The organism is Pseudomonas sp. TWR2-1-1, assembly GCF_049897045.1.
Taxonomy (GTDB): domain Bacteria; phylum Pseudomonadota; class Gammaproteobacteria; order Pseudomonadales; family Pseudomonadaceae; genus Aquipseudomonas; species Aquipseudomonas versuta.
In genome coordinates this window covers 182793-196249 of sequence record NZ_JAFCVM010000007.1, presented here as the reverse complement: position 1 = coordinate 196249, position 13457 = coordinate 182793, and the positions used below count along the sequence as shown (strand labels likewise).

The following is a 13457-nucleotide window of genomic DNA, read 5'->3' as shown; positions in this document are numbered from 1 at the left end:
AAAGGGGACAGGCATGGCGCCCAAAGTGCGGTCGCAAATGATTGAACAAACCCGTGGCAAGCTGCTCGATGCCGCGCGTCAGGCGTTTGGCTCGGTCGGTTATGCGCAGACGTCGATGGATGAACTGACAGCATCGGTGGGGCTGACCCGGGGTGCGCTGTATCACCATTTTGGCGACAAGAAGGGTTTGTTGCAGGCAGTGGTGCAGCAAGTCGATGCTGAGCTGGATGTGCAACTGGCCGAGGTGTTTGAGCAGGCGGCGAGCCCGTGGGAAGGTTTTAAAGGGCGCTGTCGCATGTTTCTGGAGATGGCACTGCAGGTTGAGGTGCAGCGGATCATGCTGCGCGATGCGCCGTCGGTGCTGGGGTCGCAATACTTGCAGAGCAGTCAGTCGGACTGCAGCGCGTCGATGGCGGCGATGCTGCAAGGCTTGATGGACACCCGGGTGATTCAGCCCACCGATCCCGAAGCCCTGGCACGGTTGATTCAGGGTGGGTTGATGGACCTGTCGTTCTGGATTGCCGGGGCCGACAACCCGCCACAGCGTCTGGCGGCGTCTCTGGACAGCCTGGACCTGATGCTGCGCGGGTTGCTGCTGGCGCCCCGGCCGCAGTGATGCGGCCGGTTACCCGGGATCAGAAGTGGTACTTGACCAACAGGCTCGCGGTGTCCTGGTTGGTTTTGAACGCGCCGCTGTCTTCGATACCGTATTTGTTTTTCCAGTAGTCGTATTCAACACCGACGTACAGCTGCTTTGCGCCCCAGCTCAATGCCTTGCCCAGGTCATATTTGATCTGCGGGTTGAAGTGCAGGTTGGCGTGGTAGGTGCCGCGCGAGTTCTGGTCGTTGTCGACCACCCAGTCCATGTAGCCGTCGATCACTACGTCGGAATTGCCCAGGGGCAGGGTGTAGGACCACACCGGCGTGATCTGCCAGACGCCTCTGCCGGCACGGCTGCCCTCAGGGAAGCGCTGGTAGAAGTTCAGCTGGAAGTAGTCAAAGCCTGGCACGTTCAGGTCGAAACCCGGGCCGATCAGGTAGGCCTCGGTATCGCCTTCGCCAAACTCGTAGGTCATGGCCAGCAGTACGTCTTTGATCGGGCCGAATTCAAACTTCTGGTCGAAGATCTTGCCCATCGACAAACGCGGGGTGAACTCGCCGTAGTAAGTATTCGGGCCTACGTTGCCATCCTCTTTGCCGTTGTAAAAGATACGGTCGAGGAAGAAGAAGTTGTCACCGTACTTCCAGCTGTCAGCGTGCTCGAAGGTCAGGGTCTGTTGAATTTTCGGGTTGACCTGGAAGTCCTTGCCATACAAGTAAGTCAGGCTGTTGGTTTGCCATTGCAACAGGTCGCCGGCAACTGCCGGTGCCCCGCCAAGCATGCTCCCCGCAAGCATCAGGCTGGTCAAAGTGCGCTTCATTCGGTTGCTCCAAAAATTAAAAATTCTGCATTGATAAGAACGTGACGCTCTGTTTCGGCGCCTTGATTCCTTTGTTTTAAACTTGCCCTTCTGGTCAACTTTGATACGTAAAGCAAGTGCCGGGCCACGGCGGTTTGGCGGCCAGAATAAATCCCTCAACTGTCGTCTGACAGTTGAGTGAATAGAGCGGCCTGCCGGCCGTAAACCCTTGGTTTAACGGTATTAAGTTGGCTTTGAAGTCAGCTTTAAACAACGCTCACCCGTGAGCGGGCGCGCAGGATACGGGCTCCGGGGCCGGTACTCAAGCGCCCTGTCATTGCGCATGTCGGGCAATGACAGGGCACCGCAGATGCTTGATCTAGAAGTGGACTTTAACCAGGGCGCTGGCAGTGTTCTGATTGGTGTCCAGACGGCTGCTGCTATCGATGCCGTACTTGTCTTTCCAGTAGCTGTATTCGATGCCGACATACAACTGTTTTTCACCCAGATTGAGAGCTTTGCCCAGGTCGTACTTGATCTGTGGATTGAAGTGCAGGTTGGCGTGGTAAGTGCCACGCGAGTTGCGGTCGTTGTCCACTACCCAGTCCATGTAGCCATCGATCAGCAGGTTGGAGCGGCCGATCGGCAGAGTGTAGGAAAACGACGGGGTGATCTGCCAGGTACCGGTGCCCGGGCGCGGCCCTTCGGTGTGACGGCGATAGAAGTTCAGGGTGAAGTAATTGAAGCCGGGCACCGCCAGATCAAAGCCCGGACCTATCAGGTAAGCCTCGCTTTCACCTTCGCCGTACTCGTAGGTCATGGCCAGCAGCACATCCGTGACCGGACCGAACTCGAGTTTGTGATCGAATATCTTGCCGAACGATAACCGCGGGCTGAACTCGCCGTAGTAAGTGTGCGGACCTTTGTTGGGATCAGGTTGGCCGTTGTAGAAAATACGGTCGACAAACAGGAAGTTGTCGCCGTATTTCCATTTGTCGGCATGTTCGAAGGTGACGGTTTGCTGGATCGAAGGGTTGATCGCGAAATTCTTGCCGTACAAATACGTCAGGCTGTTGGTTTGCCATAAAAACAGATCACCGGCCATGGCCTGACCGGCAGCCAGAAACCCGCCCGCGAGCGTGACGCCCCAGTGTTTGCAGTTCATGGGTAATTCCCTTTTTTATTATTTTTAATGCCGATGCGCCGACGGCCTGTAGGAGCGAGCTTGCTCGCGAGCTTTTCAGCGCAACAACGAAGAGCTCGCGAGCAAGCTCGCTCCTACAGTAGATGAGTGAATGGGTGCATCAATGCTGATGCACGTGCCCGCTCATGGCGGCGCGCCCGGCACCGCCCAGTACATTGAACATCAGGTTCAGGCTGACCGCGCTGACGGCGGCCATGGCGATGCCGCTGTGGGTGATGGGGCCCATCCACAGTGGCAGGTGGGCGAAGAACTCCGGACGCACCACCGGAATCAGGCCCATGCCGATACTCACGGCCACCAGCAATTGATTGCGCCGGTCAGAAATATCCGCTTCCTGAAGGATTTTGATCCCCGTGGCCGCCACCATGCCGAACATGGCGATGGCTGCACCGCCCAGCACGGCGGGCGGAATCGAGGCCACCAGATACGCCGCCTTGGGCAGCAGGCTCAGGGTAATCAGAAACACCCCCGCCATGATGGTGACCGAGCGGCAACGTACGCCGGTCATTTGCACCAGGCCAATGTTCTGGGCGAAGGAGGAGTGGGTAAAGGTGTTGAAAAAACCGGCGATGAAGGACGCACCGGCATCGCACAGCAAGCCGCGGCGCAGCATGCGCGGGGTCACGTCCTGACCGGTAATCTTGCCCAGCGCCAGAAACATCCCGGTGGACTCGACAAAAATGATCACCACCACCAGGCACATGGAAAGAATCGGTGCCAGATGAAACTCGGGCATGCCGAAGTGCAGCGGGGTGACGATCTGGAGCCACGGCGTCAGGCCGATGCCGTTGAGGTCAACCATGCCCAGTGCACCGGACAATACATAACCCAGAGCCATACCGATCAGCACTGAAATATTGACCCAGAAGCCGCGCATGAAACGGTTGATCAGCAAGATGGTTGCCAGTACCAGTGCGGCAATGGCCAGGTACATCGGCGAGCCGAACTGCGTGGCAGCACTGCCACCGCCCGCCCAGTTCACTGCGACGGGGAACAGTGACAGGCCAATGGAGGTAATCACGGTGCCGGTCACCAGCGGCGGGAAGAAGCGCACCACCTTGGACATGAAGGGCGCGATGATCATCCCGAAAAAACCGGCGGCAATGGTTGCGCCGAAGATACCGGGCATGCCGATACCCGGCATTCCGGCCATGGCCACCATGCTGCCGACCGCAGCGAAGCTGGCGCCCATCATTACGGGCATGCGGATGCCCATGGGCCCGAGACCCATCGACTGAACGATGGTGGCAATCCCCGCGACCAGCAGGTCGGCTTCGATCAGGAAGGCGATCTCTTCCCGGCTCAGGCCGGCGGCCTGGCCGATGATCAGAGGTACGGCAACGGCACCGCCATACATCAGCAGCACGTGCTGCAAGCCGACCAGAATCAATTGCAACAACGGCAACCGCGCCATCGGAGGCGGAGCGGTTATGGCGGGTATGCGCGGTTCGGTTAAATCGGACATGCAACACCTCGGTCATTTTTATTGTTGTGAGCTAGTGGTGTGTTTCTGTGGCCGCGCCAGGGCTGCGGCCACAGAGCGTGTGCGTCAGTTGGTTTGGGCGCCGGTGTTGATCCAGGCGCCGATAAGATCACGTTCCTGCTGGGTCATTTGGGTGATGTTGCCCAGTGGCATGATCTGGCTGGCGACGGCCTGGGCCTGAATCCGCGGAGCCATCAATTTGATTTGCTGTGCGGTGTCGAACATCACGCCCCCGGGGGCCGCGCTGAACAGCGGGCTGGTGGGTGTGGCCGAATGACAGACCGCGCAGCGCTCCTGAATCACGGCATGCACCTTGTCGAAATCGACGCTGGCCACCGGTGCTGGCGCAGCAGCAGGCGCAGTGACAGGCGCCGGCGCGGTATCGGGTTTGGCGCCGCTGACTGCGGTTTCCGGGATGGGCTGATACTTGATCACCTTGGCCACGTCGGGGGCAGAAGGCGCCGGCTTGGGCCCGGTGACGTAAGCCAGGCAAATCATGCCCAGTGCGGCAACCGGCAAGGTCCAGGCAAACTTGTGGCTGTTATGGCGGGTGTTGAAGTAGTGGCGCACCAATACTGCCAGTACTGCAATCCCGGCCAGGATCAGCCAGTTGTAGGCGCTGCCGTAGGTGCTCGGGAAGTGGTTGCTGATCATGATGAACAGCACCGGCAAGGTGAAGTAGTTGTTGTGACGCGAACGCAGCAGGCCTTTGGCCGGGAGTGCCGGATCAGGCGTACGGCCTTCCTTGATCGCCGCTACCAGAGCCCGCTGGGCCGGCATGATGATACGGAAAACGTTACCGACCATGATGGTGCCGATAATGGCGCCCACATGCAGGTAGGCCCCCCGTCCGCTGAACACCTTGCTCAGGCCGAATGCGGCGGCTACCAGTAGTACAAACAGGATCAGGCCAAGCAGCGCCGGGCGTTTGCCCAAGGCCGAATCGCACAGAAAGTCGTAAACGAACCAGCCGGCAATCAGCGAACCAATGCCGATGGCGACCGCCTCCGGGCCGCTCAGGCTACTGCCGGGAGCAATCAGGTAGAGCGCCGGGTTGAAGTAAAACACCAGGCACATCAGGGTGATGCCTGACATCCAGGTGAAATAGGCTTCCCACTTAAACCAGTGCAGGTTGTCCGGCATGGTGGGCGGGGCCAGCTTGTATTTTTCGAGGTGGTAAATACCGCCACCGTGAATGGCCCACAAGTCGCCGGCCAGCCCCTCTTTGGGGTTGCTGCGGTTGAGGTTGTTTTCGAGCCAGACAAAATAAAACGATGCGCCGATCCAGGCCACACCGGTAATCATATGAATCCAGCGCACGCTCAGATTCAGCCATTCCATCAGATGTGCTTCCACAGTCGCTACCTCTTGCCTGTCACTCTTGCGTGAGTGATCAGACCTTCTCTTATTGGTGGGGGGCGAGGATCAATCGCTCATCCTCTTTGAAGAAATGCTCATCGCAGTTATTGCCTGTGCCACTGCGATCAACCACCAGGAAGTCATCCCGCTTTTCGATCGTCAGCACCGGATGGTGCCAAACGCCGCGATGGTAATTAATGCCCTGCCTGCCATTACTGACAAAGGCGCGGACCAAGCCTGATACAGGTTCATCGCCAAGTGGCGCGACCACGATCAGAAAGGGGTTGGCGAGCAGCGGAATGAAAGCCTGACTGCCCAGCGGATGGCGCTCCAGCATGCACACGGTCAGCGGCATGTCCTGCGCATCGGCGCGGAAAATGCTGATGATGGCCTTGTCTTCCGGCTGTGCGGTTTGAACTTCGGCCAGACGATGAAAGCGCATGGTCGAACCGTTGTTAATCATGAAGTGGTCGCTGCCGTCGGTTTCAATTACGTCACCGAAGGGGGCGAAGGCTTCTTTGGTCAGCGGTTCAATCTGCAATGTGCGCATGGTTTGTCTTCTGTGCGGATTTGTGTGGTGTTGGATCTGTTGCTATCGCTGGCAAGCCGGCTCCCACATTGGCAAAGCCTGTGGGAGCCGGTGTTCCGGCGTTGGGTTTTTCCTTATTTGGCGACCTTGCCCAAAATGCGCAGGCGGCTCACACCACCGTCCGGGAACAGGTTGAGGCGAATGTGAGTGATCGGGCCCAGGGCTTTGATCTGCTCGCTGAAGCTATGTTCGGCGTGCATTTCCAGCTTCTGTGCAGGCAGCAATTCACGCCAGAACAGCGATTGGGTTTCGATCTGGCTGTCAGTGCCGCCTTTGACGAATGCGCCCTGAATCGAGCAGGTGTCCGGGTAGTTGCCCTTGAAGTGCAGGGTGTCGACGATGATTTTTTCGATCTCGCCGGCATGCCCCAGCGCCACGATCACCCAGTCGTTACCCGGGGTGCGGCGGCGTGCGGTTTCCCAGCCGTCGCCCATGTTGATGCCACGGCCCGGGTTGAGGATGTTGCTCATGCGGCCGAAGTGTTCGTCGGAGCAGGCGAGGGCGCGGCCACCGTTCAGGGCTGCTGCCAGGTCGACCTGTTCATTGTCGCCAACGGCCGACCAGTCACGGAACGGCACGCCGTACACGCGAAGACGGGCCACGCCGCCGTCCGGGTAGATGTTGAAACGCAAGTGGCTGAAGGCCTGGTCATTGCTGATTTCGTGGTAGTGGTGGCTGTTGCCCTGCAACTCGACAGCGGACAGCACCTCGACCCACTGGGTGTTTTCGGTGGGTTCGCCTTCGGCCAGGAAGCAGGCTTCAAGGGAAGCAGACGGCGGAAAGTTGCCGGTGAAGAATGAAGTGTCGATGTCCACGCCTTTGATCGAGCCGGGTACACCCAGGCGGATCACCGCGCTGTCATAGCCTTCGAAGCGCTTGCGACGGGACTCCCAGCCGTCCATCCACTTGCCGTTGTCATCGAAAACGCCCTCCTTCCATACGGCCGGGGTCGGCTGGAACATGCGGTTGGCGTCAGCGAACCAGTCATCGGTCACCGAGATAATCTTGGTGCCCAGACGGGCATCGGCCAGGTTGACGAACTTCTCGAAAGGTACGGCGTAAGCTTTCATTCTTCTGGTCTGCCTTTAAATAAGTGGCTGGAGATGCGTGACCGGCAGGTGCCGGCTCGGCTTAGAGCTGGAGTAATCGGAACAGGGCTATTTTGTTGATTTGCGCCAACGCACATTTGAACTCGACGTCTGCCGGGTTGTGGATGCGCGTCTCGAACGCGGCGAGGATCTGGTGCCGGTCGCTGCCTTTTACCGCCATGATGAAGGGAAACTTGAACCTGGCTTTATAGGCCTCGTTCAGCTCGGTGAAGCGCTGAAACTCTTCTTCCGTGCATTGGTGAATACCGGCGCCAGCCTGTTCATGGGTGCTGGCTTCGGTCAGTTGGCCCTGTACGGCAGCTTTGCCCGCCAGGTCCGGGTGGGCGTTGATCAGTGCCAGCTGGCTGGCGTGATCGGCGCTCAACAAAATGTCACTCATGCGCTGGTGCAGGGTTTCGATCTGGTCAACGCTGCTGTCCAGACCCAGGTCGTAAGCCTTTTCGGCGACCCAGGGCGAGTGCTCGTAAATATCGGCAAAGGCCGCCACGAACGCTTCACGACTCAGGGTTGAAGGCTTGAGAGTTTTGAAGGTGCTCATTGGCCGGTCTCTGCAACAAAAGGGTGGGTGGCGTGCCAGTGCCGGGCGATGTCCACGCGGCGGGTGAACCAGACCTGTTCATGGCCCTTGGCGTATTCAACGAAGCGCTTGAGGGCGGCGAGACGCGCAGGGCGGCCAATGAGGCGGCAATGCAGGCCGATCGATAGCATTTTCGGCGACTCTGCGCCTTCGGCGTACAGCACATCGAAAGCGTCCTTGAGGTACTGGAAAAATTGTTCACCGGTGTTGAAACCCTGCACCTGGGTGAAGCGCATGTCATTGGTGTCCAGGGTGTAAGGGATCACCAGGTGCGGCTTGCCGGTAGGATTGTTCGGTTCCCAGTAGGGCAGGTCATCGTCGTAGGTGTCGCTGTCATACACAAAGCCGCCTTCTTCCATCACCAGCCGCCGGGTATTGGGGCCGGTGCGGCCGGTATACCAGCCCAGCGGGCGTTCGCCGCTGATTTCGGTGAGGATGCGGATCGCTTCGAGCATGTGTTCGCGCTCGAGGGCTTCATCCATGTACTGGTAGTCGATCCAGCGATAACCGTGGCTGCAAATCTCATGCCCGGCGGCAACCATGGCCCGGATCACGTCAGGGTGACGTTGAGCAGCCATGGCGACGGCAAACACCGTGAGCGGGATATCGAATTCGCGAAACAGCTTGAGCACACGCCATACGCCGGCACGGCTGCCGTATTCGTACAGGGATTCCATGCTCATGTTGCGCTCGCCCTGTAGCGGCTGCGCCGAGACCATTTCCGAGAGGAAGGCCTCAGATTCTTTGTCGCCGTGGAGGATGTTGCGCTCGCCGCCTTCTTCGTAGTTGAGTACGAAAGACAGGGCGATACGGGCGTTGTCCGGCCAATGCGGATGGGGAGGGTTGGGACCGTAACCAATCAGGTCGCGTGGGTAGTCTGCGCTCACTCAATCTTCCTTATTGTTTATGTTAACAGTCGATTGGCCAGACCTGGCGTCACTGTGATGGTCTGATTGTATACAACTTTGTTGCATCTTTGTAACCCTGCTTTCGTGCATTTTTACCATGCTTTGTGCGGGAAAGGTACTTGCAAAAAACTTGCCTGATTGGTCAGCTTGTGAATATTAAGTCCAGGACTGCTGCGGTTTTTAAGGAATCCGGGCTTTGGCCCTTATAGCTGGCGGTCCGGGTCTAATTGCGTTTTTAATTGTGTACAATTTTTTTGATAAATGTCTTAATCCGGGCTGCAACGGATCTTTTGGTGCGCCAAACAGGTGCAAGGCCAGTTTTTATTCACCGACTCGGGAGGTCGCAGAATCAATGGGACGTTTGACTACGCATGTTTTGGACGCCGCACACGGTTGCCCGGGCAATTCGATCAAGGTCGAACTGTATCGGGTTGAAGGTTCGCAGCTGACGTTGGTCGCGACGGCTGTGACCAACAGCGACGGGCGTTGCGACGCACCTTTGCTGGAGGGCGATACCTACCGTTCTGGGGTTTATCAGTTGCAGTTCAGTGCCGGTAATTACTATCGGGCACGGGGTGTGCAATTGCCGGAGCCGGCATTTCTGGATGTGGTGGTGCTGCGTTTCGGGATCAGTGCCGAGCAGGATCACTACCATGTCCCGCTATTGATCTCGCCGTACAGCTACTCGACGTATCGCGGGAGTTAGGTTTTTTGAATTGCACCTGTGGTTTTTTGCCCGCTCGCACAGCGGGCTTTTTTTTGCCCGGTGTTTGCTGCAAAACCTGTAGGAGCGAGCTGTTTAAAAAGCTCGCGAGCAAGCTCGCTCCTACAGGGGTTTGGTTTTTAGCGGCTCAGTAACGATGCGGTGCCCGCCACGCCGAACAGGCCGGCGCTGACGCGGTTGAACCAGCTCTGGCCCTTGCCGCTGCGCAGATAACCCGCTGCGCCGTGGGCGCCCAGGCCGTAGGCCAGCTTGCAGAGCAAGTCCAGCACGGTCCAGGTGGCAATCATCACCAGTAGCTGCGCAAGGAAGGGCTGATCGGGGTTGAGGAACTGTGGCAGGAACGCGGCAAAGAACAGAATGTCCTTCGGGTTGCTGGCGCCCAGCACGAATGCGCGCCCAAACAGGGCGCGAAAGCGCGGTTTTGGTGCGCCAGCCGGCACGTTTACTGCGCTGGCCGGTTGCCGCGATTGCTTCCAGCTTTGCCAGGCGAGGTAGAACAGGTACAGCGCACCGACAATTTTGAGCGCGCTGAACAACTGTTCCGAGGCCAGCAACAAGGCGCCCAGCCCCAGTGCCGAGGCGCTTAGCAGGCAGATCGAGGCGATCACGCCGCCCAGAAAGGCGGGGTACGAGCGGCGCAAGCCGTAGTTCAAACTGTTGCTGATCATCAATAACGACAACGGCCCCGGGATCAGGATCACCACCAGCGCCGCGCTGCTGAACAGCAGCCAGGTTTCCAGACTCATCACATGCCCTCTTTTTACTGATAAAGCCAACGCCCCGCACGGCGCGGGGCAGGTTGATACTGCCGGGTTTACAGGTAAATAAACTTGGCAATGAAAATGGCGCAGAGCACCCACAAGCTAACGGAAATCTCGCGGTACTTGCCCGTGCCGGCCTTGAGCGCAACGTAACTGATAAAGCCAAGGGCGATACCGTCAGCCACCGAGAAGGTCAGGGGCATCATGATCATGGTCACAATCGCCGGGATGCAATCGGTAGGTTCGCTCCAGTTGATGTGTTCCATGCCGCCCATCATCAGCATTGCCACGTAGATCAGCGCTCCGGCTGTGGCATAGGCGGGAATCATGCCAGCCAGCGGGGCAAAGAACATCGCAGCGACAAAGAGTACGCCCACGGTGACGGCGGTGAGCCCGGTCCGCCCGCCGGCAGCCACGCCAGCGGCACTTTCGACGTAACTGGTTACGGGCGGGACGCCGACCACTGCGCCAAACACGCTGGAGGCACTGTCAGCCTTGAGGGCGCGCGACAGGTTTTCGATCTTGCCGTCTTCTTTCACCAGACCTGCCCGTTGGGCCACGCCCATCAAGGTGCCGGCGGTGTCGAACATGTGCACAAACAGAAAGGCCAGGACCACGCTGATCATGCTGACGTTGAACACGCCCTTGAGGTCCATCGCCATCCAGGTCGGTGCCAGGCTGGGAGGGGCCGACATGATGCCGTTGTAGTGCACCAGGTCCAGGCCCCATCCCGCCAGAGTGACGGCGATGATGCTGATCAGGATGGCACCGAACACCCGGTGATAGCTGAGAATCGCGATCATCAGAAAGCACACGGCAGCCAGCAGCGGGGCCGGGTCGCGCAGTGAACCGAGCTTGATCAGGGTTGACGGGCTGTCGACGATGATGCCCGAGGTTTTCAGGCCGATGATCCCCAGGAACAAGCCGACGCCAGCCCCCATGGCGTAGCGCAGGCTGACGGGGATGCTGTTGAGCAGCCACTCGCGGACCCGTGACAGGGTCAAAATCAAAAACAGTACGCCGGAAACAAATACCGCACCCAGGGCGGTTTCCCAGCTATAGCCCATGGTGCCGACCACGGTGTAGGTGAAAAACGCATTCAGGCCCATGCCTGGCGCCAGGCCTACCGGCCAGTTGGCATAAAGCCCCATCAGCATGCTGCCCAGCGCAGCGGCGATGCAGGTCGCGACAAAGGCTGCACCATGATCAATTCCCGCATCGGCCATGATGTTGGGGTTTACAAAGATGATGTAGGCCATGGTGATGAAAGTGGTCAGCCCGGCGATCAGCTCGGTTTTGACCGTGGTGCCGTGCAGCGACAGTTTGAACAGACGTTCCAGCCAGCCCCGGGAGGAGGGCGGTGAAAGATCCAGGGCGGGTGCTTCTGACTTTTGGCTGTCCACGGGGATGTCCTCAGGCTTTTATTGTTTTTAAGGGCGCTGTTTGAGGCGGGAGATGCTTTTCCTGACCTTTAAGTCAGAAACGTGTGTGACGAGGATTATGCTTTTGTATACAAAAAAAGCAAATAATGTTTTTAGGATTGTGCGCGAAATATAGGCTCTGTAGGAGCGAGCTTGCTCGCGAGCTCTGCGTTATGCATTGAAAAGCTCGCGAGCAAGCTCGCTCCTACAGACAGGCAGCTGTCAGGCCTGACGGCTTTGGCCCAGGGCCTGATTGATTGTCAGCCAGCCATTGACCGCGTCTTCGCCGGCCTGGGCGAATACCCGCTGCAGCAGTTTGACTTGCTCGCGGCGCAGGGTTTTTTCAAACCTGACACCGTCAGCCGTGAGCTCAAGCAGCCGTTTACGCTTGTCGGTCTCGGGGGCAACGCTGCGTACCAGGTCCATCTCGATCAACTGGCGTAACGGGGTATTGAGCGCTTGCTTGCTCACTCCCAGCAATATCAGCAGTTCTTTGACGCTTACACCGGGGTAGTGGGCGATAAAAAAAACGATGCGCTGATGCACCCGGCTCAACCCGCGGCGGGCCAGCATTTCATCCGCTTTGGCGGTAAATGCTTGATAGCCAAAGAAGAAGGCTTCCATGGCGGCGCGCTGAGTGGTTGGGTTTTTAAGGTCAAGCATATTGACGTATCTAGGCTTCGCGGCGTAATTTCGGTCAATCAGTTTGACTTATTTCCAATTACTTCCGCTACCGGTGATCTGTATGGCCTTCTCCGAACGTGTTTCCCGCCTGAAAAGTTCTTTGATTCGTGAAATTCTGGCTGCGGCCCAACGTCCGGAAGTCATGTCTTTTGCAGGCGGTCTCCCGGCTGAGGCCATGCTGCCCAAGGTCGACTGGACCGACATGCCGGCCTCGATGGGCCAATACGGCATGAGCGAAGGCGAGCCGGCCCTGCGTGAAGTGCTGGCAGCAGAAGCCCGCGCCCTGGGGGTAGATTGTGATGCCAGCCAGGTGATGGTACTCAGCGGCTCGCAACAGGCCCTCGACCTGGCGGCCAAGCTGTACATCGACAAGGGCACCGAGATCATGCTCGAAGCGCCGACCTATCTGGCGGCGCTGCAAATTTTCCAATTGTTCGGCGCCGAGTGCCTGAGCTTCCCGCTGCAAGCCGATGGCCCGGATCTGGCGGCGCTGCGTGTGCAGCTGGAACAGCATCGCCCGGCGTTCATCTACTTGATCCCGACTTTCCAGAACCCGTCTGCCGTGCGTTACAGCGAAACCAAGCGTGATGCCGTGGCGGCCTTGCTGGACGAGTTCGGTGTGACCTTGATCGAAGACGAGCCGTACCGCGAACTGAATTTCGACGGCGGCAGCGCCACGCCGATTGTCAGCCGCCTGAAAAAAGCCAGCTGGATCTACACCGGCACCGTGTCCAAAACCCTGTTGCCGGGCCTGCGCGTAGGCTTTCTGATCTCTAGCCCGGACCTGTTCCCGCACTTGTTGCGCCTCAAGCAATCGGCGGACTTGCACACCAACCGTGTGGGCCAGTGGCAGGCTTTGCAGTGGATCGGTACCGAGAAGATGAGCAACCACCTGGCCGAGCTGCGGGACTTCTACCGTGTGCGCCGCGATGGCTTTCAGCTGGCGCTGGAAGAGCATTTCTCGGACCTGGCCGACTGGCACGTGCCGCAGGGCGGGCTGTTCTTCTGGTTGACCCTCAAGCAGCCGTTTGACACCCGTACTTTGCTCAAGCCGGCTCTGGAGCAAAACGTTGCATTCATGCCGGGCGAGCCGTTCTTCGCCAACCCGGATCAGAACGTGGGCAGCCTGCGCCTGAACTTCAGCCACATCGACCCGGAGCGCCTGCATGAAGGTCTCAAGCGTCTGGCTAACGTGATTCGTCAAGCACAGGCCGCTCAGGCGGCTTAAAGGGAGTTGC

14 protein-coding genes are annotated in these 13457 nt (G+C 58.6%); 3 read left to right on the top strand and 11 right to left on the bottom strand.

The features are described from left to right. The first annotated feature begins 13 nt into the window (after positions 1-13). Positions 14-616: a TetR/AcrR family transcriptional regulator gene (locus ACP7BO_RS18505; RefSeq protein WP_426211975.1), complete on the top strand. Its 603-nt coding sequence runs from the start codon at positions 14-16 to the stop codon at positions 614-616. A 19-nt stretch (positions 617-635) separates the two neighbouring features. Here the strand turns inward: ACP7BO_RS18505 and ACP7BO_RS18500 are convergent, their stop codons facing one another. The 8 genes from ACP7BO_RS18500 to puuE all read right to left on the bottom strand — a co-directional run bounded on the left by ACP7BO_RS18500 (position 636) and on the right by puuE (position 8608). After that, a complete protein-coding gene (locus ACP7BO_RS18500) occupies positions 636-1421 on the bottom strand; it encodes an outer membrane protein OmpK (protein ID WP_426211973.1) in 786 nt (261 codons plus the stop codon). Positions 1422-1779: 358 nt separating this feature from the next. Next, entirely contained in the window at positions 1780-2565 is a 786-nt protein-coding gene (locus ACP7BO_RS18495; protein WP_426211971.1) for an outer membrane protein OmpK, read from the bottom strand. Positions 2566-2704: 139 nt separating this feature from the next. After that, positions 2705-4069: a nucleobase:cation symporter-2 family protein gene (locus ACP7BO_RS18490; RefSeq protein ID WP_397454272.1), complete on the bottom strand. Its 1365-nt coding sequence runs from the start codon at positions 4067-4069 to the stop codon at positions 2705-2707. A gap of 84 nt (positions 4070-4153) precedes the next feature. Continuing rightward, positions 4154-5443: a urate hydroxylase PuuD gene (locus ACP7BO_RS18485; protein ID WP_426211969.1), complete on the bottom strand. Its 1290-nt coding sequence runs from the start codon at positions 5441-5443 to the stop codon at positions 4154-4156. 49 nt (positions 5444-5492) lie between these two features. Continuing rightward, positions 5493-5996 carry an ureidoglycolate lyase gene (locus tag ACP7BO_RS18480; RefSeq protein WP_397454271.1) on the bottom strand — a complete coding sequence of 168 codons (504 nt, stop codon included), beginning with the start codon at positions 5994-5996 and terminating at the stop codon, positions 5493-5495. 113 nt (positions 5997-6109) lie between these two features. Further along, positions 6110-7105 carry an allantoicase gene (gene alc / locus ACP7BO_RS18475; RefSeq protein WP_397454270.1) on the bottom strand — a complete coding sequence of 332 codons (996 nt, stop codon included), beginning with the start codon at positions 7103-7105 and terminating at the stop codon, positions 6110-6112. A 61-nt stretch (positions 7106-7166) separates the two neighbouring features. Then, positions 7167-7682: a 2-oxo-4-hydroxy-4-carboxy-5-ureidoimidazoline decarboxylase gene (uraD, locus tag ACP7BO_RS18470; RefSeq protein ID WP_426211966.1), complete on the bottom strand. Its 516-nt coding sequence runs from the start codon at positions 7680-7682 to the stop codon at positions 7167-7169. After that, on the bottom strand, positions 7679-8608 hold the full coding sequence (gene puuE / locus ACP7BO_RS18465; protein WP_397454268.1) for an allantoinase PuuE: 930 nt from the start codon (positions 8606-8608) through the stop codon (positions 7679-7681). The genes uraD and puuE overlap by 4 nt, the downstream gene beginning before the upstream one ends. A 373-nt stretch (positions 8609-8981) precedes the next feature. Here puuE and uraH point away from each other — a divergent pair, with 373 nt between their 5' ends. Continuing rightward, positions 8982-9335: a hydroxyisourate hydrolase gene (gene uraH, locus ACP7BO_RS18460; RefSeq protein ID WP_426211963.1), complete on the top strand. Its 354-nt coding sequence runs from the start codon at positions 8982-8984 to the stop codon at positions 9333-9335. 137 nt (positions 9336-9472) lie between these two features. Here the strand turns inward: uraH and ACP7BO_RS18455 are convergent, their stop codons facing one another. The 3 genes from ACP7BO_RS18455 to ACP7BO_RS18445 all read right to left on the bottom strand — a co-directional run bounded on the left by ACP7BO_RS18455 (position 9473) and on the right by ACP7BO_RS18445 (position 12198). Beyond that, the gene (locus tag ACP7BO_RS18455) at positions 9473-10099 is read right to left on the bottom strand and encodes a LysE family translocator (protein ID WP_073510290.1); all 627 of its coding nucleotides are present in this window, start codon (positions 10097-10099) and stop codon (positions 9473-9475) included. 68 nt (positions 10100-10167) lie between these two features. Further along, positions 10168-11517: an NCS2 family permease gene (locus ACP7BO_RS18450; RefSeq protein ID WP_397454264.1), complete on the bottom strand. Its 1350-nt coding sequence runs from the start codon at positions 11515-11517 to the stop codon at positions 10168-10170. 240 nt (positions 11518-11757) lie between these two features. Beyond that, entirely contained in the window at positions 11758-12198 is a 441-nt protein-coding gene (locus tag ACP7BO_RS18445; RefSeq protein WP_060693753.1) for a MarR family winged helix-turn-helix transcriptional regulator, read from the bottom strand. A gap of 82 nt (positions 12199-12280) precedes the next feature. Between ACP7BO_RS18445 and ACP7BO_RS18440 the strand changes: the two genes are divergently transcribed. Continuing rightward, positions 12281-13447 (top strand): PLP-dependent aminotransferase family protein, encoded by a 1167-nt coding sequence (locus tag ACP7BO_RS18440; protein ID WP_397454263.1) that lies wholly within the window; start codon positions 12281-12283, stop codon positions 13445-13447. Positions 13448-13457: the final 10 nt, after the last annotated feature.

Coding starts and splice junctions, on each gene's coding strand:
- ACP7BO_RS18495 (WP_426211971.1), bottom strand. CDS start 2,565: ATGAACTGCAAACACTGGGGCGTCACGCTCGCGGGCGGGTTTCTGGCT.
- ACP7BO_RS18445 (WP_060693753.1), bottom strand. CDS start 12,198: ATGCTTGACCTTAAAAACCCAACCACTCAGCGCGCCGCCATGGAAGCC.
- uraD (WP_426211966.1), bottom strand. CDS start 7,682: ATGAGCACCTTCAAAACTCTCAAGCCTTCAACCCTGAGTCGTGAAGCG.
- alc (WP_397454270.1), bottom strand. CDS start 7,105: ATGAAAGCTTACGCCGTACCTTTCGAGAAGTTCGTCAACCTGGCCGAT.
- ACP7BO_RS18500 (WP_426211973.1), bottom strand. CDS start 1,421: ATGAAGCGCACTTTGACCAGCCTGATGCTTGCGGGGAGCATGCTTGGC.
- ACP7BO_RS18440 (WP_397454263.1), top strand. CDS start 12,281: ATGGCCTTCTCCGAACGTGTTTCCCGCCTGAAAAGTTCTTTGATTCGT.
- ACP7BO_RS18480 (WP_397454271.1), bottom strand. CDS start 5,996: ATGCGCACATTGCAGATTGAACCGCTGACCAAAGAAGCCTTCGCCCCC.
- ACP7BO_RS18505 (WP_426211975.1), top strand. CDS start 14: ATGGCGCCCAAAGTGCGGTCGCAAATGATTGAACAAACCCGTGGCAAG.
- uraH (WP_426211963.1), top strand. CDS start 8,982: ATGGGACGTTTGACTACGCATGTTTTGGACGCCGCACACGGTTGCCCG.
- ACP7BO_RS18490 (WP_397454272.1), bottom strand. CDS start 4,069: ATGTCCGATTTAACCGAACCGCGCATACCCGCCATAACCGCTCCGCCT.
- ACP7BO_RS18455 (WP_073510290.1), bottom strand. CDS start 10,099: ATGAGTCTGGAAACCTGGCTGCTGTTCAGCAGCGCGGCGCTGGTGGTG.